The sequence below is a fragment of the Neobacillus sp. plas4 genome (assembly GCF_057221695.1).
This window is the reverse complement of the sequence record NZ_CM170152.1, coordinates 244,356-269,651: the sequence shown is the minus strand read 5'-3', so window position 1 is coordinate 269,651 and position 25,296 is coordinate 244,356. Positions and strand designations below refer to the sequence as shown.

Here is a 25,296-nt window from a genome sequence, read left to right as displayed (position 1 = left end):
AAGTGTAGCGATATACAGTTCATTTTGGTGTTTTTTCAAGTATCGATAAATAAATCCATAGCATGCTGAACTTAGATAGCAGCACAAAAAAACAGGCCCCTTTTAAGAGCCTGTTTCCTTGTAGTTTATTTTTCCACATCGCCTTGTACAGTTCTAGCAATTTCGATAAGTTCATTATTGGATAGGTCGTTGGAGGCAATCATGTAGTCAACGCCATCTATCGTCCAAGTGATAGAGCCCTCAGAAACAGCCCCAATGGTAACGCCTAAATCAACTAAATCTCCATCCACATAGGTTGGTGAAGTTGAAGCTTCCTTAACGGTTACCTTTTCTTGAACAAGTGTAAATGACTTTTCACCTTCGTACGTCAAGACAACTCGTTTACCATTCTCGAGCTTTACTTCTTTTTCATCAACCAATTCAGCACCTAGGTCCTCCGTTGGATATTTAACGGTAAAGGCTGCATCTTTACTTTCTGCCATGACTGGAAGGTTAAGGTCTGCACGCGTCATATTCTTTTTCATATCAAAATCACTATCATCAAAGCTTGCGTTAAATTTAACCTTAGAAAATTCTACGGTCACAAGAGCATTACGATCTGGATCCATTACTTTTACAACTGCAGGTGATAAATCATCTTTATTAAGTTTAATTTCTTGGATTGGCAGCATGCTATTGTTTTGGTAGCGGGTTTTTGTTTCAAAAATATAATGCTCTTTCGTTGCAGTGAATTTTGCTTCTTTATCAGCAGCAATGTCTTTAATTAACGATTCGTATAAATAGGCCTGGCTGCTGTTCTGCGGCCAATCACTTTGGAATTTGAAGCTCTTTTTAAGGGCTGGAGTTAATACAAAAACTCCTTCTTCATTCCGTAAAATCATTTGGCTTTGATCTTTTTCGGCATTTTTTAGATTAACGCGGTAGAATGTCGGATCTTTATGCCAAATCTCAACGTTATACACTTGTGAGTCCGTACCCATTTTTAACGTCATCTTCGCGTCTACTTTATACCCCGTTAAATCATTCAATTTTCCGTTTAACTCTTTCACCACGTCATCTTTTGACTTAGAGCCGCAGGCAGCTAGTAAAAAGATAACCATTAACCCCGTAATCACCAGCAAAAACCTTTTCTTCAATTCCTTCAACCCCTTCTTGTCTCATTTTCATATGAATATAAAGAAGACCTGTCTCTCCCATTTCCCTATGAATATATGAGACAACCTTTTGGAATATGATTAAAGGTGTCTGTTGATTATGCATTTTTTCTTAAACCTCTTCAATAACTACCTGTGCAACAGCATAATCTCTGCTGTGTGAAATAGAAAGAAAGCCACTCGTTTCAGGTTTTACTATATAAGGCTTACCCAATGAATCTGTTTTGATTTCAATATCTAAAAACGATAGTTCCTTACCTATTCCGGTGCCCATTGCCTTTGAATAAGCTTCTTTAGCAGCAAACCTCCCGGCTAAAAATTCAATTTTTCTCCGTTCCGGAAGCTGTTCAAACGTTTGTTTTTCATTTTCTGTGAGGATTCGATCAATTAACTTTTTTTGCCTCGTAACAATTTCTTCGATTCTGGAAAGTTCAATAATATCAATCCCAATCCCTTTAATCATGCTATATCCCCTTCTATATAAAATAAAATGTGCATATTAGTGTACAAAGAATAAATTCAGTCTATCATTATAAGTAGTAATATTCAGGAGGTTTTTATGTTTACGAGAACAGAAAGTTTTCGCGAATTTATACGCTTTTATCCGGTGGTCTCTACTATTATTGCCATCCATTTGCTTTTATATCTTTTTACCGCATTACCTATTTTCCCTAACTTTTGGTTTAAATCTACACTATCAGGCGTAAACCTTTATATTATGGAGGGAGAGTATTGGAGGCTTGTTACTCCTATCTTTATGCATGGCGGGTTTACCCATGTATTATTTAACAGCTTTTCTCTTGTTCTTTTTGGTCCAGCACTTGAAAGTATGCTGGGGAAAGGCAAGTTTATACTTATCTATCTTGTTTCTGGTATCCTTGCCAATTTAGCTACCCTGCTGCTTGAACCTTTAACTTATGTACATGTTGGCTCGAGCGGTGCAATCTTTGGGTTATTTGGTTATTATATAAGCATTGTTCTCTTTCGTAAGAATATGCTCTCTCAGCAAAATTCACAAATCATCCTGATCATTTGTGCACTTAGCTTAGTCATGACCTTCATACAACCCAATATTAATATTACAGCCCACATATTTGGCTTGCTAGGCGGATTTTTACTAGGAGCGATATCCTATAATAAAAAAAGGGATTGAGTCCGAGTTCATCGGTTCAAACCCCGTTTTTGATTTCCCTCGAAAACCAAGAGTAGACCTTTTTCACATCATTCTGGTCCATGTCGATAACGCGGCCCCCGGAACCGCCAAAGCCCACCTTCACAAATGCCTCAAGGGAGCCCAGCCCTTTTCTTCTTTGAAAATAACTTTCCTTTATTTCCATGGTTTGCACTTTATTCTTTTTTATCAACACGGTTGTCCTAACAATATTCCGATAACGAAGTGTCAATTGCTGTTGGTCAACACTCCAGCCAGCATCTTTAAATTTCAAGAGTCCCCAAAAGGCAAACAATCCAAGAACAATGAACGATAGAAGTCCCCAAAACTTAAAAAACACAAGGGAAATCACACTAATTGGAACTAGAATAAACCAGCTCCGAAACATATAACGATTCATCGCTCTTTTAGGAACACGAGTAAAACTAGTATTCCATTGATATTCTGTCAGATAGGGCTTCAAAATGGATTCAATATTTTCAATCTTAACCAGCGGGAGAAGCAGGACCTTTGAACCCTCTTGGTTCTTGGCTGAGCCCCCTGCACTTTCAACAAATACGGCACCGTATCCTAGCCATTGCCTTACAATATTTTCGTTAATTGTGATGGCTTGAATCCGTTTTAGTGGAATGGTAATTTGTCTTCTCTCTAATAGCCCTTGCGAAATAACTAAATCATGTTCCGTTTTCATCACATGAAAATTTGCATATTTTAACATCGTTCCAATAAGAGCGATCATCCATGCCAGGACAAATCCAAAGAAAACGATAACAGCGATGAAAATTAAATTACTTACGATAAATTGTTCGACCCCTCGAAACAATCTTCCAAAAGATAAAAAATCATCTAATTGTGATAAAGTGGCAAAGACAGCCGAAATAACTACTCCCACTCCCCCTGAAGTAAGCGAAAGCAGGATAAGCTGCTTGGGGGTAATTTTATAGATACTGTAAAGATTAGAAGCTTCTTGTTCCCCAGCTGTTTCTTGAAAAGATGAATTCTTAGCTCTGGCAACGTATTCTTGTATAAAATCTGCCTCTTCTTTTGATATCGCAGAGAGAACCGCTTCTGCTTCTTCTGTTCCGCTGCCTCCAGCTGTTTCAATTTGGACCTTCACCATCCCAAATAACCGATGAAGGACTCCTTCTGTGATATCCAAGCTTTGAATACGCTCAAGAGGAATATATCTCTTCTTCCGGACAAAAACGCCATATTCAATCCGAAGTTCATTCTGTTCTAATCGATAGGTATACCTTAACCATGATAAGATACTCATCACGATAATCGAAATTACCACAATGGTCACGGCTGCTGCCAGTAGCAGCTCACCTTTACTCCAGATAAAAAACAAAGCGATAAAGGTGAAAATAAGATCCTTTATTCTTTTACCTATATTCAGAACAATGACGATGGGATGAAGTCTTTTCGGCTCAAACATCTTCATCTGCCACCCTTGCAAGAGTTGATATGTAGTGCCTTAATTCTTCTGCTTCGTTCTCCTCTATTGCGGGAATTTTATGTGCTGTTGCAGCCGTATTCACAATGACAGAGGCTAGGTGGTATTGGCGCAAAATCGGACCTTGAACGGTATCGACATGCTGAACGCGAACCATCGGAATTAACGTGCGTTTTACAATAAAGATCCCTTCCTGCAGCTCAATTTCTTCTTCTCTGACATCATAACGCCAGCGACGCCACCTTAAGGATGGGAAAAGAAAAATACTTATATAAGTAAAAATAAGTTCTATTGCTATTAGTATCATGCTAATCCAATTAGGTACATTAAATTTATGTAAAAAGAAAATAACTGAAGCTGCTACAGCCCAACTGATCACAACAATGATCAATGCTGAGATTCTCCATACGGTTAATGCCTCTTTAGAAATTCTTTTTTGCGGCTCTCGTATCATACATTCCTCCCGTTTCAAATACAGACTTTGCTACTAGTATACCACGGAAGGAAATATCGTTTGTTAAAGTCTGTTCTCGTGAAAATTATCGTTAAAATCTTAAAGCCGATTTTAACATGGAATTAGTTATTTTGCGCCTTTGAATTTAGTTTGCAGGCTCTTTTCTTATTAGGTTTAACTGTTTTCTACGAAGCTTAGAACAATTATTAAATTTGTACCAAAAAGTATCAAGGTATAAGAAAAGAGCCTTTTTAAATAACCTCAAAACTCGATCCGTCCAAGATCTTAATCCCAGTTCGTCCCTGTAAATCCTCCATTAATTTAAACAGGGCAGCATCCTTTTGTTTTGCCTCAATCATACAGTGAATCTCTGGTATCGTACCTTTTATTCCGGTAAGAAAGTTCAAAAACATATCCGGGTCAACATAATCTGCATGTGCTCGGTATTCATTTTCAGAACGAGGGCTGGAAATATGCATTTTCACCACAAGCGGTGAATGCTTCCACGTATTGATAATCCGTTCCCAATCCTCTTGCCAATTCTCTTCTTCGTGGTTTGCCAAGTGGTGGTGATAATCAAATACCATTGGTACCCCAAGCTTCTCACATAGATATAAGGTTTCTTTTACAGTGAAAGTGGTATCATCGTTTTCAAGCATAATCATTTTTTGAATAGCTGGCTGGATATACCCCCAATTATGTATAAATTGTTCAAGTGCCTTTTCCTTATCCTCATAACCGCCCCCAGCATGGAGGACACAGCGATGCTCCGTATCGATTCCCATGCCCAAAAGCAGTTTTCTGTGCATGACAAGTGTCTTTAAGGCATTGGATAGGATCTCCTTATTGGGAGTATTAAGAACAACAAAATGGTCAGGGTGAAAATCAATTCGCATGGGGTGTGCGTTTAGATACTCACCCACCTTCTTTAACGATTCTTTCAACGGCTGAATGTAATCCCAGTCAGCCAACTCCTCATGGTTTGCCAGCGGGATTAAACGCGAGCTTAAGCGAAAGAAATGAATCTGGTTGCCAGCATTGTGTTTTAATAATCTCAGGCAATTCTCTATATTAGAAATGGCGATTCGCTCAAGCTTACGAATACCAGCTTCCCTGTCTTTAATCCTGCTAAATTGTGCAAATGTCATCGTTTGGGATGGTGATGCGTTCTGAAGCTCCATGCTCATTGCTACATAACCAAGTTTAACAATCATTCTCATCACTCCTAACAAGCTGTTACATCTAATGTTCCCATTTAAACGAAAAAGAGAGCACAGAAAAACATCAGTCGGGCATAGTGTTTGAAAATAGAAAAAAGGGCAGTTTGGAACAGTATGAGGCAAAATTATATCAGTTTTGTCCGAAGTCGAGGCATCTTCGGACAGAGGATGGCAAAATTACTTCAGTCCTGTCCGATGTCGAGGCCCCTTCAGACACAAGATAACAAAATTACTTCAGTTCTGTCCGAAGTCAAAGCCCCTTCAGACACAAGATAACAAAATTACTTCAGTTCTGGCGATTCGTATGATTTGTCCTTAGCATTCCCGACAAACTGAAGAGAGCACAGACTTATGTCCATGCTCTCTTCCATTTTATTAACGATTAAAGCTTCTTGGCTTTGATTTGCCAGAAGTGCGCTTTTCACCTGTTCTTGGCTTAGAAGGCGACTTTTTACGATCGCGATCTCCACTACCGCCTCCGCGTGAAGAACTATAACTTCCTCTATTGTCGTCTCTTCTTCTACGGTCACGGTCTTGAGGCTTTCTGTCCCTCTTAGAATGAAGTGGTGATTCTTCTGTTAACTTCACCGGAGTTGTATCTGGTTCCTTTGTTAGCATTTTCAAAACAGCTGCAATGACAGTGGAAGCGTCATTTTCTTCAAGTAATTCGTTGGCAGCTCTCTTATAATACTGAAGGTTGTTTCCTTCAATCGTTTGCACAATTTTATCTACTACAGCACGTTGTTGACCTTCCAACGCTTCATCTAGGGTTGGAGCAGTCATTCTTTCCATCTTACGTTTCGTGGTTCTTTCTAGGACAGTAAGGTAAGACTTTTCACGTGGTGTTATGAATGTAAGTGCCATACCAGATTTACCTGCACGTCCTGTACGTCCAATACGGTGAACATAACTTTCAGGATCCTGAGGGATATCAAAGTTATAAACATGTGTTACACCAGAAATATCGAGTCCTCTTGCTGCCACGTCTGTTGCTACAAGTACATCAATGGTTCCTTCTTTAAATTTACGAAGGACTTGCATACGTTTCGCCTGTGTTAAATCTCCGTGAATTCCTTCTGCTGTATAACCTCTTAACGTTAATGCTTCAGATAATTCATCAACGCGGCGTTTTGTCCTGCCAAAAATAATCGCTAATTCTGGTGATTGAATATCGAGAAGACGTGTTAAGACATCAAACTTATTTTTTTCCATGACTTCAAGGTAAAATTGTTCAATCGCTGGAACTGTCATTTCTTTTGTTTTCACACGAACAATTTGTGGGTCATGCATGAACTTTTCAGCCATTCTTTGAATTGGCGCAGGCATTGTCGCTGAGAAAAGTAAGGTTTGGCGCTCTGCTGGTGTTGCTGCAAGAATAGATTCAATATCTTCAATGAATCCCATATTTAACATTTCATCTGCTTCATCAAGGATAACTGTATTAACAGTATCTAAACGCATAGTTTTTCTATTAATATGATCTAAAACCCGCCCTGGAGTACCAACAATAATATGTGGGAATTTCTTTAATGAGCGAATTTGACGGCTAATATCCTGTCCACCGTAGATTGATAATACGCGGACTCTTTTTCCTGATCCAATTTTATAGAGCTCTTCCGATACTTGAATCGCTAGCTCACGTGTTGGTGCGATGATAATCCCTTGAATCGCATCCTTCGTTACATCAACCTTTTCAACGAGAGGAATACCAAATGCAGCTGTTTTACCTGTTCCTGTTTGAGCTTGCCCGATCAAATCCTTATTTGCTAGCCCCATTGGGATGGTTTCTGACTGAATTGGTGTTGCTTCCTCAAAGCCCATTTTAAGGACTGATTGTAAAGTTGCCTGACTTAGGCCTAAATCTTCAAACTTTGTCAATGTTTTCATTCTCCTTCATTTCTATCAAAATTTTATCTATGTGCAGAATACGGATGTTCCGAAATGCCGTAACTAGGTGATATCTTAATTTTATCAAAAAAAAGACATCCCTCCAAAGGAGTATGCCCTATTTTACTCGTTCTTTAGACACGTTGCTGATAAGCATAACACTTTTGCAACTATATTGCAATTAATGCGATTTAATGTCAAATCCCATACAAGCATTATTGCTCCATCAAAAAGTCATATACTTGGGAAAATAGGGCGTCTTTTTCCTCACAATGACAAATATGATGGCTTGAATCCTTAATATACGTAAGCCTTTTTGTTTTTGCACTAATGGTGCGATATAAGTATTCTGCACTTTTAGGAGGCACGATTCCATCACATTCGCCTTGTGCAATCAGTGTTGGCACTTCTACTTGTGGGAGAAGTGGTTTGATATAAGAGACTAGTCTTCGAAATTGAAAAGTCGCTTCTATGGGAGTTGCTTTTATTTTTCTTTTATAACGCTGAAAAAATTCATTACTTTTCAAATTTCCTTTTAACGAGTCCAAAATCATTGATTTAATTTCATTGGCCATTTGTTTAGGATTAACGTAATAAGCGGCAGCACTTAGTAGTACAAGCTTGTCCACCGGGTACTTTGCAGCCAATAGACTTGCAATCATACCGCCCATCGAAAACCCTATCACATAAACCTGATCACAGGTATCAATCAATTTCTTTAATTCTGCCTCTGCATGTTCAATCCACTGTTGATAGTGGATGCCTTTTAGGGAAAGATTTTCGCCATGGCCGGGAAGAGTTGGGACACTAAATACCCAATCCGTTTGCTTTGTTAAATACTCAGCAAGCGGCTCTACTTCATATGGTGCCCCAGTAAAGCCATGAATACATAAACAACCAATCATGTTTACTTCACCTGCTTTGAATATTTTCCTTTAGTGTTCCTATAAGAACATTTGACATACCATATTTTTGTCATTCTATCTCTTTTGTAATGCTGTTACGATTTCTTCTAGTTTCATTCCCCTAGAAGCCTTTACTAAAACCAATGTCTGGTTATTAACATGCTGTTCTAGTTCTTTAATCAGCTCGTTCTTATCCATGTATGAAAAGACTCTGTGTTTTCCTAGAGTGGACCGAGCACCTTCAGCGATGTGCTCCGCCAATTTACCAAACGTAAATATCAAATCAATTTTCTCAGGATTTAACCCTTCACCAATTTGCCGGTGATATTGTTCTTCCTGAGGGCCCAATTCAAGCATATCACCGAGAACGAGGATGACTTTTTCGTACCCCTTAAGATTCGATACAAGTTCAATGGCAGCCATCATTGAGGTAGGGCTCGCATTGTACGCGTCGTTGATGATTTTTTCACCATGTACCCCTTCAACTAGCTCCATCCTCATATTGGTAAGTTTAACGTTCGTTAATCCCTCATTTATCTTTTTAAATGGCACTTCAAAATAATGAGCAATGATCATCGCGGCCAATGCATTTAATATATTATGCGTTCCCAGTACAGGAAGTTCGAAGTTTTCAGTGGATCGGTTGATCGTAAATCTATTCCCTTGGTCTAATTGTTTTATTTCTGAAGGAAAAAAGTCATTGGTATCGCTTCTTCCAAAAGTTTGCACATTTACATTCCCTTTGTATTGATTGATACGCTCCATTAGCAGCGGTTCATCACCATGCAAAACCGCCAAACCGCCGTCTTTTAGACCTTGTAATATTTCAAGCTTTGCTTCAGCAATTCCTTCTCTTGAGCCAAGGTCAAGTAGATGAGATTCCCCTATATTGGTAATAACAACCGCGTCAGGTGACGCAAGTTTTGTGAGGAATTCAATTTCTCCCCTTCCGCTCATTCCCATTTCTAAAACAGCTATATCTGTATCCTCATCCAAACCTAAGACTGTTAAAGGCAGTCCAATATGATTATTATAATTTCCTTCTGTTTTCTGAACTTTATAGATCGTGGATAACAGGGAAGCCGTCATATCCTTTGTCGTGGTTTTTCCATTACTTCCGGTAATCCCAACCACTTTGACTGGTAACTGTTTCCGATATTCTCTAGCCAAATCCTGCAAAGCTTCCAGACAGTTATCAACAATTAGGATGGGTAAATGGGTGGGCGGATTCGGAACATCACTTTGCCAAAGAGCAGCAGCTGCGCCTTTTCTCAGTGATTCCTCTACAAATTTATGACCATCGGAGTTTTCGCCTTTAAATGGTATAAATAGGTTTCCCGTTTCAATTTTCCTAGAGTCGATGGAAACACCCGAAATTTCACGGTCAAGAAAGGAGGTAATATCATTTTTGACAGGTATCATCTCTGTAATCTGTCTTAAGGTTTTTTTTATCATTTTAATCCTCCAGGTAGGAATTTTAATAAAGACACGGCACTCTGCCGTGTCACGCTTTTAGAAGGTATATTTTATGTTTTGTTTTTCAGCATGTCTTTCTTTTGCTAAATTAACCAGGGTTTCAATGAGTTGTGGGTACTCTATGCCAGTATGCTTCCATAGTAATGGAAACATGCTAAATGGTGTAAAGCCAGGCATTGTATTGACTTCATTAATTAAAGCCTTACCGTCCTTTGTTAAAAAGAAGTCTGCACGAACAAGTCCTGAGCAATCCAACGCTTTAAAGGCTTGTATAGCCATCTCTTTAATTTGCTGGTACTCCTCTGTCGTAACATCTGCAGGGATAATTAAGGCCGTATCACCATCTTCATATTTGGCCTTATAATCATAAAAATCCTTCTTTGGAACAATTTCACCTGCAACCGAGCACTTTGGTTCGTCATTCCCGAGAATCGCCACCTCGACTTCGCGCGCTGTGACACCCTCTTCAATGATTACCTTTCGATCAAATTGAAATGCCTCTACGAATGCAGTTTCTAGCTCGGAGCGGTTTGTACATTTACTAATCCCTACACTAGAGCCCAGGTTAGCTGGTTTCACAAAGCAAGGGTAACCAAGCTTCTCTTCTATATCTGCATAGACGGTATCTTTCGCCTTTTCCCATTCGGTTCTGATAAAGGCTAAATAATTTACTTGCGGTAGGCCTGCTTGGGCGAACACATTCTTCATCATTACTTTATCCATACCAGCCGCAGAAGCTAAAACCCCATTTCCAACATAAGGAAGATTTAACAATTCCAACAAGCCCTGAACCGTACCATCCTCTCCATTAGGCCCATGAAGCAATGGGAAAATCACATCCAACGGATCTTGGTCCTGCTGGAAAAGTGCTGGTGCTAATGAGCTTGCTGCTTGATTTTCACTTGTGAATTCTAATGCTTTGACGTTGTCTACAGGTGCATGAAGCTGCGGTCCCTTTATCCACTGGCCTTCAACATTTATGTAAATCGGATGTATTTCATATTTTTCAAGATCGAGCGCCTTTATTACTGCTAGAGCAGTTTGTAAAGATACTTTATGTTCAGCGGATTTACCTCCGTATAGTAACCCAATTTTCGTTTTCATCGTTAACCTCCAAATTCGCTTTTCACGATTTTATTTTAACACTTTATCATATAAAAATAAGATAGTGTTGGTCTTGTTTTTCTGTGAAATATTTTTCTTTTCCCTAATTGTTATTTTATGTAACATACAGCTTGGTTAAAAACTCTATTCGTTATAAACAAAGAAAATCTCCCCAATAAAATGGAGAGATTAGATAACAGTAAGCTTCCATTCTTTTGTTTTTTTATCATAGATGATTTTAGCATGGCAGGTTTCTCCTGATATTTGTTGATATTCCTCGTACATATCATCCATTGAGGCAAAATCCCCTATCACCCAGATTGGAATTTCCAGCCTGTTACGCGTATGATCCACATCTCGTAAGGAAATGCAGATTCCCTCTTTAATAAAAGGTGTTAAAGAAAGGAGAATTTCCTTATTAATCGGTGGATATAGTCGTTTTTTCCTAAGACCAAGGAGTGACTTTTCAAGCTTTAACTCACCTAACTTACTTGAAAGTGCATGGCTTAACAGTTGAAAAAAGTCCTTAAAGCTTCGGTAATATACTTTATTAAAGTAACCATCATCATGAGCCAAATATGCAAAACGATTCCCAAGCTTATTATAAAAGGGCAGCTTCAAATGCTGCTTTTGGTGTCCCAAATATAAGATTTCTGCAATTTCTTGTCCAGTCAGTTCATTTAACCCTTCTTCTTCAACAAAGTCAATCCAACAAAAATCTCCGTAGCTGTATATATCTTCAGCGGCTAATTTTTTGATTCTGTCTTCTGGACAGTAATCCAGTAAAGTATGCATGTTAAAGTCACCATCATCATAGCGGTGCTTTACTAAGAGCAAATGATTCAATAAACCTGAAAAAGCAGCAGCGAATTCTGCAAATTCGATACCGTAAGATAGGACATACTGATCATTTTGATTTAAGTGGACATAGACGAGATCCCGTATGTCTTGATGATGCCTTTTCAAAGTCAAACTCCTCCGATCAAGGAAAATAATGCTATTATGGGATATTAAGGTTACAGTAAACGCTTCACCAATATTAACCAGTCTTTTATCATTTTATCATTAATAGTCCAAATAGCTTATTTCAATTCTTTTACAAATGAATAAATGTCTGTGATACTTTTGAAACAGTTCGCTTGATAATTTTATGGATAACACATACTAGTCTTAAATCCTTACTAGTATGAACACCTCGATTATCAACAAACCATCTTTTTTACATACTTGTTATAGAGAGGAGCGTGTATACGATGATTAAGGATATGACGCAGGACGAAATTTCTCTGCATATTATCAAATTATTAAAGGAAAACAAAAAAGTAGACTTTCTGAACATCCTTGAAGAATTGCAACCTTATGATACAGCAAAAATATACGAGGACTTACCAGAAAAACATAAACTTCGTTTTCTTTTATTTTTAAATTTTGAAGTCCTAGCGGATTTAATGCAGGAACTCGATAAAGAAGAACAGCTTGAGGTATTAAATAAACTAGGTATTGAGAAATCCAGTAAAGTTCTAGACTTAATGGACAATGATGACTTAGCACTCTTCCTAGATGAACTCTCACCTGAGAAAAAGGAATCCTTGCTCTCTGGGATGAAGACCGAAGAGTCTAAAGCAGTTACGGATATTATGAATTATCCCCCTGAAACAGCAGGAAGAATGATGACCAATCGATTTGTCTGGATCCGAAATTACTACACTGTAAGAGAAGCCGTCGACAAATTGAAAACATTTGCAGAATTTGCAGAATCCATTAACTACCTATACGTGATCGATGAAGAAAGAAAGCTGGTTGGAGTCGTTTCTTATCGTGACCTGCTGTTGGCAGATCCAAATGAAAAAATTAATGACATTATGTACGAACGCGTTATAGCTGTTTCAGTTACCACCGACCAAGAAGTAGTAGCTCAGATGACAGAACGATACGACTTCCTCGCTATACCTGTTGTAGATGAGGATAATATACTCGTTGGAATTGTAACAGTCGACGATATTATTGATGTCGTCATTCAGGAAGCAAATGAAGATATAGAAAAACTTTCAGCTTCTGGAAAATCAATTGACTTTGATACAAAGACATTTGTTGCTGCTGCTAGGAGGCTTCCATGGCTGATATTGCTTTTATTTATCGGTCTCATCTCTGGAAGGATCATAAGCAGCTTTGAACATACCCTGGAGCAGGTTGTCGCTATTGCTTTTTTCATGCCAATGATTGCGGGCATGACTGGAAATACTGGAACACAGTCACTTGCAGTGGTTGTCAGAGGGCTTATTTCCCATGATATTGATAAGGGAGTCATTATTCGCTTAATTGCCCGTGAATTAGGCGTCGGTGTGACCATTGGGATTACTTGCGCGATCCTCATTTCCATCATTGCCTACATTTGGCAGGGGAGCTTTATATTAGGCGCAGTTGTCGGCGTTTCATTATTTTTCACACTGATTATCGGTACTCTGGCTGGTACGATTATCCCGCTGATTTTATTCCGTTTAAATATTGATCCCGCTGTGGCTTCTGGCCCGCTCATCACAACCATTAATGATATTTTTTCCTTACTCACGTACTTTGGTATTGCAACGATGTTCCTAAACTATCTTCTGTAAGCACGGTCCTAGACCGTGTTTTACTTTGTTTGAAACAAATTCTTCAGTAAATTCATCATAATAATTAGTTCTTGTAATATATTTCCTAAATATATTGTTACCAAATCCTTTCTTTGTTAGCATAACACTATATAAATGTAAAAATTGGGTGGGCCTATGGACAATTTCACAAAAAAAGTGGATCGCTTTGATTGGACATTAACTTTAATTCTGTTTCTTTTTTTCCTGGTTAGCTGTGTTGGTATTTATAGTGCACAAACAGCTGGGCAGTACAATGAAAACTTCTTAGTCAGACAAACTTTCTGGTATGTTGTTGGTGCTGCTATCATATCGATTACCATTCTTTTTGACAGCTATCAATATAAGCGGCTTACTTGGTACTTATATGGGTTTGGACTTATTTTACTTATAGGAATCCTTATAGCTCCAGAAAGTATAGCCCCCATAAGAAACGGGGCAAAAAGCTGGTTTATTACACCGCTTGGTTCCATACAACCTTCAGAGTTTGTAAAAACCTTTTTAATTTTAGCTCTAAGTCGTGTAGCTGTTCAGCACCAGGAAAAACATCCTATGAAAAAGGTAAAACTAGATTTTTGGTTATTGATTAAATTCGGGATTACTACAGCGGTTCCTATTTTCTTTATTATGAAGCAAAACGATTTAGGTACATCACTCGTACTATTATCGATTTTAGTTGGCTTCATTCTAGTGTCAGGAATTACTTGGAAAATTATTTTTCCAATCTTCACTACGGGGGCTTCACTTGGCGCTTTCATCATTTATTTAGTCCTGCAAAGACCTGATATCCTTGAGAAATATTTACATGTACAGGAATACAAATTCAACCGAATTTATGCCTGGCTCGACCCATTTAACCATTCTAGCAGCTCAGGATATCACTTGTTGAAATCTTTAAGTGCGATTGGTTCTGGATTAATTACGGGAAAAGGCTTTGGCAACCGTGAAGTATATATACCTGAAGGACATACGGACTTTATTTTCAGCGTGATTGGCGAAGAATATGGTTTTGTTGGCGGCAGTATTGTCATTGGTTTGTTCTTTCTATTAATCTATCACTTAATTAAAACTGCCTTTGATACCATTGACCCGTTTAATACATACGTATGCACAGGAATCATCTCGATGATTACGTTCCATGTGTTCCAAAATGTCGGAATGACCATCCAAGTACTTCCAATTACTGGTATCCCCTTACCTTTCATCAGCTATGGCGGCAGTTCGCTGATGGGCAATATGTTTGCCATGGGGATCGTCTACAGCATTCGCTTCCATCATCGCAACTATATGTTCACATCAGAAAAGTCTCTAAGTAGTTAAAAAATGGAGCAGCGGAGATTTCCGCTGTTTTTATTTCTTTCTTTTCTAAACTGTTATAAACTTATAAAAGCAAATAAACATAGAGGTGAACTATGAAAGAATTTATTTTTTCCGTATTGGAATTCTTATCCCAGTTAGGTTACTTCGGAATCGCACTAGGATTAATGATAGAGGTTATCCCAAGTGAAATCGTCTTAGGGTATGGCGGTTATATGATTTCAGAAGGAATTCTCGGTTATCCCGGCGCTGTTATTGCTGGTACCATAGGCGGTACGTTGGCCCAGTTATTCCTTTATTGGGCTGGTTATTACGGCGGACGTCCATTTTTAGAAAAGTACGGCAAATACGTTTTTATTAAAAAGAAGCAAATTGACCTCTCAGAACAATGGTTTAAAAAATACGGTGTGGGAGTCATTTTCTTTGCCCGCTTTATTCCTGTTGTCCGCCATGCAATATCCATTCCTGCCGGCATTGCAAAAATGTCCGCAGCAAAATTTACTCTTTATACGGTAGCAGCCGTCATTCCATGGACAATTCTCTTTCTTTATTTAGGACATGCGTTAGGCAAGAATTGGTCACATATAAAGGAATATGCAGCGCAATATACCATGCCAATTCTCATCGGCGCTGTGATTCTAGGCGTTATCTATTACTTAATAAAGAAAACAAAAAAGGACAACCACTGATTGATTCATCAATCGGGAAGTCGCTGACTGCTGTCTTCATATCTAAATGGGAAAAGAAGTTTGACTCAAGTAAGGCTGAAGCCTATCTGAATGAATTGAAGGAAAAAGGCGTACCATTAAAAAAGGCTGTCTAGAGGAATCTCTAGACAGTCTTTTTTATGGTAGCTTATACCATAATACTCGTTATGGCAGCTGTTAATAAGCTAACTAATGTTGCTCCATAAAGTAATTTCAAACCAAACTTTGCTACTTGATTTCCTTTTGCTTCATTAAGACCTTTTACTGCACCCGTGATAATCCCAATCGAAGAAAAGTTCGCAAAGGAAACCAGGAATACCGAGATGATTCCAACTGTTCTACTTGAAAGGGAATCTGCTACATTCGCTAAATCCATCATCGCAACAAATTCATTTGACAATAATTTTGTTGCCATAATCGTACCTGCCTCAACCATCTCTGTTGCAGGTATGCCAATAATAAAGGCAAGCGGTGAGAAAACATATCCTAGAACCATCTGGAAACTGATTCCAAAAATGACTTCAAATACATGGTTAATCATACTAATGAGCGCAACAAAACCGATCAGCATTGCTCCGACGATTATCGCGACTTTAAATCCATCTAAAATATATTCCCCAATTACTTCAAAAAAAGTTTGTTTTTCTTGCTCCTGGACATTGATAATATCTTCTTCCTCTGAAACATCATAGGGATTAATAATATTCGCAACCATAAATCCGCCAAATAAGTTTAATACTAACGCTGTTATTACATATTTTGGGTCTATCATAGTCATGTATGCTCCCAATATGGAGGCAGATACTGTTGACATGGCTGATGTACATAACGTATAAAGCCGGTGTTCAGGAATATAAGGAAGCTGCTTTTTCACTGAAATAAACACCTCTGACTGGCCGAAAACAGCAGAAGCAACCGCGTTGTAGGATTCTAATTTCCCCAAACCATTTACCTTACTTAAAATAACACCTAGATAACGAATGATAATTGGAAGAACTCGAATATACTGTGCAATTCCAATTAATACAGAAATAAAAACGATAGGAAGAAGCACATTGAGGAAAAATGGACCGGCTCCTTCATTCGCCATACCTCCAAAAACAAAGTTGATTCCCTCTGCTGCATAACTTAATAGATGGTCGAACAAACCAGAGACAGCTGTAATAATCACGAAACCAATTTCTGTGTTCAGCAGTAAAAAAGCAAAAAGAAGCTGCAAAACGAGCATTGTTACAAGTGGTTTAACCTTAATCCTTTTCTTATTGTTACTCACGATATAGGCTAGCAAAAAGATGATTACAATTGCAGCCAGAAACAGTACATACTTCAAAAATATCTCTCCTGTTCATGATGCCTATAAATTATGTATATGGAAAAACACAATCATTTCGACAAATTTCGATAATCCTCCATCTTCAAAGGAGATTATAAAAGTACCAATGTTTAGTGTCAATCCATTGTGTCAAAGTAATATAATTCAGGTTTTTCACTCTTTTACTATTCCACCGATCTTTTCAATTACTCTTATACAAATAAAAAAACCACCAATAGGTGGCTTTGGAAAGCAATTTGATATAGAAAACTATTTTTTAACACTTTCAATAACACGTTTCATTGCTTGTATCTGGCCAAGGTGCAAGTTCTCATGGAATAAAGCAAAATTAATAAGTTCGCCAAACGTTTCCTGACCTAAAAACGGCTCTTCCAGCCTTTGGCTAATGCTTTCAACCGAAATTTCCTTCATTCTTTTTAATTGGTCCTTCAATTGAGTTGTTAAGACTGCAACGGATGGCACATCCCCCTGCCAATCTGCTGGTTTTGTCCCTTTAGAGAATAAATCCAAATAGTTGGCTGATAAATGACTCGTATTTTTAGGGAATCCAAACATAAAGATTTCAGCTGTTGTTAACACATGTCCAATATGCCAATGAAGGTTATTATTAAATCCCTCTGGCTGAACGTCAACCTGCCCTTCTTCCAACGCCTCAACATTCTTGATAAAGAAACTTCTTGTTAACTCCATGTTTTTAAACAATAATTCGCTCATCCCTAATTCCTCCTCTTTTTACGCCCATCATACCCTTTCATTTTATACCAATATCCACCAATATTTAACTAATTTGATTTTACATTTCTTCTGGAGCTTCAATCCCCAATAATCGCAGGCCTTCTTTTAGTACAATCGTTACAGAAGAGACGAGTGCTAAACGGGCCTGCTGCTCGGCATTTTCTTCGAGAATTTTTACCTCAGCATAATACTTGTTAAAGGCTTGCGCGAGGTCAACGATATATTTGGCAATCTGGGATGGATCAAACTGTTCAAATGACCTTTTAATCGCATTTGGGAACTCTGTCAGGAGCATAACAACCTTCCATTCTTTTTCCCAGGATAACGAAGATGCTTGAAGTGACGCTTCTGTATACCCGCTTGCTTTTCGTAAAATGGAGCAGCCACGTGCATAGGTATATTGAACATAAGGACCGGTTTCCCCTTCAAAACGCAGCATTTCTTCTAGTGAAAATTCAATATCATTCATCCTAAAGTTCTTTAAGTCATGGAACATAACTGCCCCTACGCCCACTTGTTTCGCTACCTCATCTTTGTTAGAGAGGTTAGGATTTTTCTCTTCGATATTGTTTCTCGCCATCTCAATCGATTCATTTAAAACTTCCTCTAATAAGACAACCTTTCCTTTTCGTGTTGACATTTTCTTTCCGTCTTTCAACATCATGCCAAAAGGAATGTGGACCATTTTCTTTGCCCATGGATAACCCATTTTTTCTAAAACGGCGATTAACTGCTTAAAATGTAGACTTTGTTCGTTTCCTACGACATATAAAGACAAATCAAATTCATAGTTTTCTTTACGATAAAGGGCAGCTGCTAAATCACGGGTGGCATAAAGGGTGGCGCCATCGGATTTTTTAATCAAACAAGGAGGTAATTCCTCTTCAAGCAGTTCTACCACTTGCGCCTGATCGGATTCAATCAGCAGCTGTTTTCCCTCTAAGAGTTCAACCACCCGGTCCATTTTATCATTATAGAAAGCTTCCCCTGCAAAGGAATCAAATTGGACGTTCATCAATTCATAGATTCTAGAGAACTCTTTGAGAGATTCATCACGAAACCACTGCCAAAGTGACAGCGCCTCCTCATCACCATCTTCCAGACTTTTAAACCAGCTCCGTCCCTGCTCGACCAGTGAAGGATCACTTTCCGCTTCCTCATGAAACTTAATATAGAGGGTTAATAACTCTTTAATTGGGTTTTGTTTTACTTTCTCAGCCTCTCCCCAAAGCTTATAAGCCGTAATTAATTTTCCAAACTGTGTTCCCCAGTCACCAATATGGTTAATTCTAATGGGCTTATATCCGCATTTTTCCGCAATAAAAGCCAGGGCGTTCCCAATAACCGTGGAACGCAAGTGACCCATCGAGAATGGCTTTGCGATATTGGGGGATGACATGTCAATGGTTACATTATGGTTATTCCCTATGGCAAGCGCACCGTATTGTTCCTTTTGCTTCGTAATTTCAGCTAGTATAGCTTCTGAAACCAGTTTTTTATTTAAAAATATATTAATGTAGGCACCCACTACTTCTATCTTTTCAAACAGGGGTGATTGTATCTTTTCACTTAATTCTTGGGCGATTACATTTGGTGATTTTCTTTTTAATTTTGCCAGTGTAAAACACGGAAAGGCTAAGTCACCATGCAGCTGACTTTTTGGCTTTTCAATTAGCATTTCAATGTCTTTTACTTGTATCTCATGCTCTAGTGCTTCTATTAATGTCTCTGCAAGTTCCTGTTTATACTTCATTTCTAGACCTCCTATTTTTAAAAACAAAAAAACTCCCGCCTCTATAATGAAGAGACGAGAGTTAACTCGCGGTACCACTCTACTTGTTCAAATGAACCAGCTTGGCTTGTTAACGAAGAACTTCTCCGGTCTGCCCTACTGCTTTCAGGCAGACATCTCAAAAGTGCGCTTCATTCCCTGTTCCGTATCAGGCTCACACCACTCCTGACTCGCTTAGACTTTCCAGAAAATTACTCTCTTTTTCATTGACTTTTTCCGACTTAATTTGTAGTTTATTATACTGGATAAATAAGGATTTATCCAGCGATTCCTGATTATTTTTTTAATATGGGTAACCTAATGTAAAGGAGGGTTATCAATGGCCAGAAGAAATAAAATTCTCGTACCTGAGGCAAGAAATGGGCTTGATGCATTAAAGGCGAAGGTCGTTCAGGCACAAAATCCAGAGAACGCAAAATTTGAGGCTGCCGAAGAAGTTGGTGTTCCGTTAAAAAAAGGGTACAACGGTCAGCTCACCTCACAGCAAGCGGGTAAGGTCGGCGGCCGGCTAGGCGGCAGCATGGTCCGAGAGCTTGTCAAAATGGCACAAGAAAATATGATAAAAAAACGGTAGCAGCGGAGGTTCTTCAGACTGTAGAGAAAAGGTATTTTTCTCGGCGTTATATTATTTTTATGTGCTTTGGGGACGAATTGCATGAGCACCAAGCAACGATTTGTCCTCAATACAGGGGCTTGAAGACAAATCTCAGGAGCACCAAGCAACGATTTGTCCTTAATACAGGGACTAGAGGACGAAAAACAGGTGCATGGAGCAACGATTTGTCCTCAATACACCAATTTGCACTAGCCCCTCTTTAGAACATTGTCAAAAATCAAAAGTAAAGGCTGTCGAGACTTACTCGACAGCCTAAAGATTGCAGCGGAGTTTTCCGCTGCAATCTTACGAACCGGTCGAACGATAGTGCCTTACACCAAATTGCCATACAAGGAAACAGGGAAGAATAAAAAGGCTGCCTGCAAGAGGAATAAACATATAAATAAACTCATCTCCCTTTGTTTTTCCAAGTATATACATAAGCGGCAAGTAATTGACGGTACCAAAAGGGATAACATAGGTAAAAAAACGAGCTACCCACTTTTGGTAAATATTTAGCGGATATTGGGCCATTTCTCTGCCGCCATCTGTAAAGATATTAGCAACCTCCAGCCCCTGAACCGTCCAAAAACACATCGCAGCTGCCAGCATATAAATACCCGTAAAGATTAATACACCACTCGTAACCATGAAAAGCAGGGTAAATGCCTTAAGCAGGCTCCATTCAATAGGAAGATTTGCCAAAGCCCATAGCAGGACGATGACACTTTGAAGCAGCCTGCCTATCCGGGTAAATTCAAACTTTGACCCCAACACTTGCAAGAATGTGCTTCGCGGGCGCACGAGTACACGATCGAAATCACCCTTGATGATCAAACTGGAAAAAGTGTCAAATCCCCGTGCAAAACACTCGCTTAAAGAAAAAGCCATATGGATAATCGCAAAACAAAGTGCGACCTCAAAAAACTCCCAGCCTTTTATCTGCCCAAACCGTTCAAACAAAAAGTAGAGTCCTGCAAAAACAGAGAATGGGATGAAAAACTGTCCAATCGATAACAGCCAGAATGATGTCCGGTATTGCATTTGTGATTTAAATAAAATCAGTAAGTACTTAAAATAAAGGCTCATCTTCACCTATCCCCCCTGTACGATGACTCTTTTTAGTGCGGCGTTAAGTGCCAGTTTTCCGAGCCATAGGAGACCCAACAGGTAAGCCAATTGAATGAAAACACCTATTAGTGCTTCTGTTTGGGGTATATGACCGGAATATACACGAAATGGAAAATCTGCGGTCCAGCGAAATGGCAGGACGTATGCTATTTTTTGAAGCCATAATGGCATGAGTGGAATCGGGATAATCAATCCTGCGAAAAATTCCCCCAATACGCCAAATATCAATAGTGATCCCATTGGTGATAACGTTACAAATACAGAAATATATAAGAACATGGAAATGGCCACTAAAAGTAGCAAGCCTAATAAAAGTGTAATAACAAATAAAAGAAAGGTGGTACCGTTTGGAGGAAGTGTCATGTTGTAGGGTTTTGGTAAAAAGAGAGCGATGATTAAGATTGGATAACACCGCAATAATGCACTGGATAATCGCTGTGCGAGAAGTTTTGCATACCAGAACCCATATAAATCTGTTGGCCTGCATAGTTCATAGGCGATATTGCCGCTTGTAATGAGATCAAATAACTCATTGTCACGAAACCAAAGCATAACAAAAGCAAGGAATGCCTGCTGAAGCCAAATATATGTAATGAGTTCTTTTAGAGAAATGGGAGGTGTAACCGCAGCATGTTCATAGAACGCTTCAAACACCATAATCGAAATAAATCCCCAGAAAAATTGCGTTGCCACCCCAGCTAACGCTGCTGCCCGATATTGCATTCCAATTAAGAGTCGTAGTTTTAATACTGCAGCATATACCTTCATATTTGAAACTCCTTATAAAGCTGAACAATGATGTCTTCAATGGGCTGAGATTCGATGGTGACATCTAATAAATCCACCTGTTTCGATAGCTCAGTAATAACATCTGATGTAAGGATTTGTTCTGTATCGATGCTAAGGACAGCGTGTTCAGGGGACCAGTGGATGATGTTGGTTCCAGGTATATCTATGAAGTTCTTGTTTTTACGGTAGTCTGCTGTAATCGTTTTATGTGTTCCAAAACGTCTTCTTAATTCCTCTAAATTCCCGTCATAGAGTAAACTGCCTTTGCCAATTAATATTACCCGATTAGCTAGCGCTTCGATATCGTTCATATCATGGGTGGTTAGAACGACCGTCACACCCTTTTCCTGATTAATCGTTTTGATGAATTGCCGGACAGCAATTTTTGAAACGGCATCAAGCCCGATCGTAGGTTCATCTAAAAATAGAATTTTCGGGTTATGGATAAGAGAGGCAGCTATTTCACAGCGCATCCGCTGACCTAAGCTTAATTGTCGGACAGGAGCGTTTATGATGTCTTTTAATTCTAAGGTTTCGATGAGCAGATTTAATGTCGTTTTATATTCCTGTGGCGGTATTTTGTATATATCCTTTAATAGTTCAAATGAATCGATGACCGGAACATCCCACCAAAGCTGCGAACGCTGGCCGAAGACAACGCCTATATTTTTTACATACTCTACACGTTCCTTCCAGGGTGTGAAGCCCTTAATGCTGCAATTTCCCCCATCTGGAACTAAAATGCCGCTCATGATCTTAATGGTTGTAGACTTTCCTGCACCATTGGGCCCAATGTAACCAACAATTTCACCGGGTTCGATGGTGAAGCTGATATCTTTTAAGGCTTCAACAATGGTAAATTCTCTATGGAAAAGTGCTTTTGTGGCCTGCAGCAATCCCGATGATCTTTTAGGAACTTTAAAAGATTTATTTATGCCTTCTACTTTAATCAAATGGTTCCCTCCCTTTTTGTCACAGAGGAAAATAGTACCATTCAGGGCAGATGAGTGTCAAGAATTTTTAGAATTGTATATAATACTTAAAAAAACCGATCTCATAAATAGTGAGAAACGGTTTTTTCTTTAACCTTTTGAAGCTGAAATTTGGTATAACCTTATTATTCCTGGAACATCCTATAGTCCTTCTTTTACCAAAAACATTGGAAGATCCTTCGCCATGACTATCGGTGGTGAGCTTCTGCAGCCATTGCCTCTCGCTTTGTTACATGAACGGTACCTGGCGGATGGTTAGGTGGTGCATATATGGAATAAAGTTTAAGCGGAATATTCCCTGTATTGGTTACATTATGCCATGTTCCTGCCGGTACCATTATTGCTGAGTCATCAGCGATTCTTCTAACAAAATTAAGATCGTTTTTTCTCATGCCCATTTGAACAATCCCTTGACCTTGTTCAATCCGTAAGAATTGATCCACGTTAGGATGAATTTCCAAACCAATATCCTCACCTGGTTGAATACTCATCAATGTTACTTGTAAATGTGTTCCTGTCCATAAAGCAGTACGATACGTATTGTTTTGTTTAGACGCCTCATTAATATTCACAACAAATGGATTGGGCCCATAATCTCTTAGTCTGGCTGGATGATTCCAGTAATCAGATTGTCTTTCGTAGTTACTTGTTGGCACATAATATGGAAACTGATATGGATCGTAATAAGGAACATAGTACAATTTTCTCCACCCCTTCACCTTTTTCAATTATCCTATGCAATTGTTTTCTCAACTGTACTTAGGTTCAGGGCTTATTACTCTTTATCAAGTGGTGAAATGATATTATCTTTATATGTATCGATATAAATGTTCCCATTAGCTGCTAGGACCGCATAAACCACTTCATCAACCTTAAGCTTCCTTTTATTTAGTTCCCTCTCTAACCAAATTTGGGAGAGGTTATTTTGCTTAAGGTTTTTTTCAATTACTTTTCCATCCATTATAAGTTCTATAGGGATCCTCTGTTCAAGATTTATTGGAATAGATAAATCCTGCTTTGTTACACTCCGATATTGTGGTTTTTTTAATAAAGCCAGGGAACCATTCACTTCAACAATTGCATAAAGAACATCTTCAATATTAAATACACCTTTTTCTCTTAATTGCTGATTGAGATAATCCAAAGTGTAACGCATCTTTTTCATATTATTCTCAAGTATTTTTCCATTTTGTATAACAATTGTAGGATCTCCCGCAAAGAACTTCCTTGCCCGTTTGTTTTTTAATGACATCAATGAAATAAAATAAACAACTGCAACAAATACACTAAATGATAAAAGTAAGTGGTGCACCTTAATATTCGTATTAAAGCCTAAGTTGGCCGCAATGGCCCCCATAGCGATAGTAGCAATAAAATCAAATAACGTCATTTGAGCAATTGTTTGTTTTCCAAGGATTTTTGAGCCAATTAAAAGAAGACCAAAGGTACATATTGATCTGATAATAACTTCAAAATGTTCAGGCATATTATTCCTCCTTGAAAATATTCATATCTATGTTTCCCTCGTGGCCTTTTAAAATTCTTTTACCTATCTTAATAATTAATGCTGCACTTCAAAATGACATAAGGAATACCCGTCGTTTGTGATCTTTCGAACTGATAACGTTCTGGGCAGCAAATGAACATACGATATTGAGAGCATATTGAATAATAGAAAAAGGGACGAAATCCAATTGGATCCTGATGCATTACAAAAAAGTCGGGAACTATGAAGGCTTGAAACCCGCATTCCTACGTTCGTTTTTGTCACTCCCGATAATAAAAGTCGGGAACCGTGTTATTTTCAGCTGTACAAAAAAGTCGGGAACTGGAATAGACCTTTTCTGTAATATCGTTATTTCTCGGATCCACATTATAGTTATTTTTGGTTATATCTCTTTAATTAAAACACCACATTACTTGAAGAAGAAAAATACCTTGCTTCCTTAATCAATTGACTTGAGATAACTTCATAATATAACATCATATTAATAAAATTATTATTAAAAACGGGTGAAATATCTATGGACAATTATAAATTGTTTTCAAAATGGTTAAATCAGGTTTTAGAGCAAGACATCCCTAAAGGAATAAAAGCATTCAATTTTAACTTATATGAAGGTTCAGAAGATACATACGATATACAATTAATTGGTTCTGATGAATTTGATGAACATGACTCAGATTGGGCTTGCACCGACTATTTTACTTCGGAAGAAGATATTTGCTACATAAAAAGAACAGAAGATATTGAGCATTGGGAACAAGGTTTAAACTACATTACGATTCTAGTAGAACGATATCTGGAAGAAGGAGAGAATGCAAACATCCTTAAAAGTGCATCTGCAATAGGAATTGGATTTGTAGATGGGGATATTGATATTCTATATCGTGCTTAAAAAATTGACCTTAAAATATTATCAGATTGTAAAGCCTGTTTTAATCATT

24 protein-coding genes and 1 other annotated feature are annotated in these 25,296 nt (G+C 38.4%); of the genes, 6 read left to right on the top strand and 18 right to left on the bottom strand.

Going from position 1 to position 25,296, the window contains the following annotated elements; all coding sequences use genetic code 11:
* Positions 1-125 precede the first annotated feature (125 nt).
* The gene (locus AC2TFD_RS01390; RefSeq protein ID WP_335510313.1) at positions 126-1,136 is read right to left on the bottom strand and encodes a LolA family protein; all 1,011 of its coding nucleotides are present in this window, start codon (positions 1,134-1,136) and stop codon (positions 126-128) included.
* 130 nt (positions 1,137-1,266) lie between these two features.
* A complete protein-coding gene (acpS, locus tag AC2TFD_RS01385; RefSeq protein WP_484674806.1) occupies positions 1,267-1,617 on the bottom strand; it encodes a holo-ACP synthase in 351 nt (116 codons plus the stop codon).
* A 96-nt stretch (positions 1,618-1,713) separates the two neighbouring features.
* On the opposite strand from acpS, the gene AC2TFD_RS01380 reads away from it, so the two are divergent.
* A complete protein-coding gene (locus AC2TFD_RS01380; protein ID WP_484674805.1) occupies positions 1,714-2,307 on the top strand; it encodes a rhomboid family intramembrane serine protease in 594 nt (197 codons plus the stop codon).
* Positions 2,308-2,323: 16 nt separating this feature from the next.
* On the opposite strand, the gene AC2TFD_RS01375 is transcribed toward AC2TFD_RS01380, so the two are convergent.
* The 8 genes from AC2TFD_RS01375 to AC2TFD_RS01340 form a co-directional block, all read right to left on the bottom strand.
* Positions 2,324-3,763, bottom strand: a complete 1,440-nt coding sequence (locus tag AC2TFD_RS01375; protein ID WP_484674804.1) for a PH domain-containing protein — start codon at positions 3,761-3,763, stop codon at positions 2,324-2,326.
* Positions 3,756-4,235 carry a PH domain-containing protein gene (locus AC2TFD_RS01370; RefSeq protein ID WP_484674803.1) on the bottom strand — a complete coding sequence of 160 codons (480 nt, stop codon included), beginning with the start codon at positions 4,233-4,235 and terminating at the stop codon, positions 3,756-3,758. The genes AC2TFD_RS01375 and AC2TFD_RS01370 overlap by 8 nt, the downstream gene beginning before the upstream one ends.
* Positions 4,236-4,486: 251 nt before the next feature.
* Positions 4,487-5,449 (bottom strand): UV DNA damage repair endonuclease UvsE, encoded by a 963-nt coding sequence (gene uvsE, locus AC2TFD_RS01365; RefSeq protein WP_484674802.1) that lies wholly within the window; start codon positions 5,447-5,449, stop codon positions 4,487-4,489.
* A gap of 381 nt (positions 5,450-5,830) precedes the next feature.
* Positions 5,831-7,333, bottom strand: coding sequence for a degradosome RNA helicase CshA (cshA, locus tag AC2TFD_RS01360; protein WP_335510325.1), 1,503 nt, complete (start codon positions 7,331-7,333; stop codon positions 5,831-5,833).
* A gap of 224 nt (positions 7,334-7,557) precedes the next feature.
* Positions 7,558-8,247 (bottom strand): alpha/beta hydrolase, encoded by a 690-nt coding sequence (locus AC2TFD_RS01355; RefSeq protein ID WP_335569804.1) that lies wholly within the window; start codon positions 8,245-8,247, stop codon positions 7,558-7,560.
* 75 nt (positions 8,248-8,322) lie between these two features.
* Positions 8,323-9,702, bottom strand: a complete 1,380-nt coding sequence (locus tag AC2TFD_RS01350) for a UDP-N-acetylmuramoyl-tripeptide--D-alanyl-D-alanine ligase (RefSeq protein WP_335510329.1) — start codon at positions 9,700-9,702, stop codon at positions 8,323-8,325.
* A gap of 57 nt (positions 9,703-9,759) precedes the next feature.
* A complete protein-coding gene (locus tag AC2TFD_RS01345; RefSeq protein WP_484674801.1) occupies positions 9,760-10,827 on the bottom strand; it encodes a D-alanine--D-alanine ligase in 1,068 nt (355 codons plus the stop codon).
* Positions 10,828-11,016: 189 nt separating this feature from the next.
* The gene (locus AC2TFD_RS01340) at positions 11,017-11,793 is read right to left on the bottom strand and encodes a hypothetical protein (RefSeq protein WP_335510333.1); all 777 of its coding nucleotides are present in this window, start codon (positions 11,791-11,793) and stop codon (positions 11,017-11,019) included.
* Between the two features lie 287 nt (positions 11,794-12,080).
* Between AC2TFD_RS01340 and mgtE the strand changes: the two genes are divergently transcribed.
* The 3 genes from mgtE to uptA all read left to right on the top strand — a co-directional run bounded on the left by mgtE (position 12,081) and on the right by uptA (position 15,463).
* Entirely contained in the window at positions 12,081-13,439 is a 1,359-nt protein-coding gene (gene mgtE, locus AC2TFD_RS01335; RefSeq protein WP_335510335.1) for a magnesium transporter, read from the top strand.
* Between the two features lie 156 nt (positions 13,440-13,595).
* Positions 13,596-14,777, top strand: coding sequence for an FtsW/RodA/SpoVE family cell cycle protein (locus tag AC2TFD_RS01330; RefSeq protein WP_335510337.1), 1,182 nt, complete (start codon positions 13,596-13,598; stop codon positions 14,775-14,777).
* Between the two features lie 92 nt (positions 14,778-14,869).
* Complete coding sequence (uptA, locus tag AC2TFD_RS01325) at positions 14,870-15,463, top strand: undecaprenyl phosphate transporter UptA (RefSeq protein WP_335569802.1); 594 nt, start codon at positions 14,870-14,872, stop codon at positions 15,461-15,463.
* A 166-nt stretch (positions 15,464-15,629) separates the two neighbouring features.
* Here the strand turns inward: uptA and AC2TFD_RS01320 are convergent, their stop codons facing one another.
* From AC2TFD_RS01320 to argS, 3 genes are all read right to left on the bottom strand, one after another.
* The gene (locus AC2TFD_RS01320; RefSeq protein WP_335569801.1) at positions 15,630-16,811 is read right to left on the bottom strand and encodes a NupC/NupG family nucleoside CNT transporter; all 1,182 of its coding nucleotides are present in this window, start codon (positions 16,809-16,811) and stop codon (positions 15,630-15,632) included.
* 252 nt (positions 16,812-17,063) lie between these two features.
* Positions 17,064-17,528, bottom strand: coding sequence for a DinB family protein (locus AC2TFD_RS01315; RefSeq protein WP_335569800.1), 465 nt, complete (start codon positions 17,526-17,528; stop codon positions 17,064-17,066).
* Positions 17,529-17,607: 79 nt separating this feature from the next.
* Entirely contained in the window at positions 17,608-19,302 is a 1,695-nt protein-coding gene (gene argS / locus AC2TFD_RS01310; protein WP_335569799.1) for an arginine--tRNA ligase, read from the bottom strand.
* 47 nt (positions 19,303-19,349) lie between these two features.
* Positions 19,350-19,557: a binding site (T-box leader), on the bottom strand.
* A 103-nt stretch (positions 19,558-19,660) separates the two neighbouring features.
* Here argS and AC2TFD_RS01305 point away from each other — a divergent pair.
* Complete coding sequence (locus AC2TFD_RS01305) at positions 19,661-19,915, top strand: alpha/beta-type small acid-soluble spore protein (RefSeq protein ID WP_132096988.1); 255 nt, start codon at positions 19,661-19,663, stop codon at positions 19,913-19,915.
* Between the two features lie 327 nt (positions 19,916-20,242).
* Here AC2TFD_RS01305 and AC2TFD_RS01300 read toward each other — a convergent pair whose 3' ends face one another.
* From AC2TFD_RS01300 to AC2TFD_RS01280, 5 genes are all read right to left on the bottom strand, one after another.
* A complete protein-coding gene (locus AC2TFD_RS01300) occupies positions 20,243-21,025 on the bottom strand; it encodes an ABC transporter permease (RefSeq protein WP_335569807.1) in 783 nt (260 codons plus the stop codon).
* Positions 21,026-21,031: 6 nt separating this feature from the next.
* Entirely contained in the window at positions 21,032-21,835 is an 804-nt protein-coding gene (locus AC2TFD_RS01295) for an ABC transporter permease (RefSeq protein ID WP_335569798.1), read from the bottom strand.
* The gene (locus AC2TFD_RS01290) at positions 21,832-22,809 is read right to left on the bottom strand and encodes an ABC transporter ATP-binding protein (protein WP_335569797.1); all 978 of its coding nucleotides are present in this window, start codon (positions 22,807-22,809) and stop codon (positions 21,832-21,834) included. Before AC2TFD_RS01290 ends, AC2TFD_RS01295 begins: the two co-directional genes overlap by 4 nt.
* Positions 22,810-23,036: 227 nt before the next feature.
* Positions 23,037-23,504 carry a cupin domain-containing protein gene (locus AC2TFD_RS01285; protein WP_420489222.1) on the bottom strand — a complete coding sequence of 156 codons (468 nt, stop codon included), beginning with the start codon at positions 23,502-23,504 and terminating at the stop codon, positions 23,037-23,039.
* 119 nt (positions 23,505-23,623) lie between these two features.
* Positions 23,624-24,334, bottom strand: a complete 711-nt coding sequence (locus AC2TFD_RS01280) for a DUF421 domain-containing protein (protein ID WP_335510355.1) — start codon at positions 24,332-24,334, stop codon at positions 23,624-23,626.
* A gap of 538 nt (positions 24,335-24,872) precedes the next feature.
* Between AC2TFD_RS01280 and AC2TFD_RS01275 the strand changes: the two genes are divergently transcribed.
* A complete protein-coding gene (locus AC2TFD_RS01275; protein ID WP_484674800.1) occupies positions 24,873-25,247 on the top strand; it encodes a hypothetical protein in 375 nt (124 codons plus the stop codon).
* Positions 25,248-25,296 lie beyond the last annotated feature (49 nt).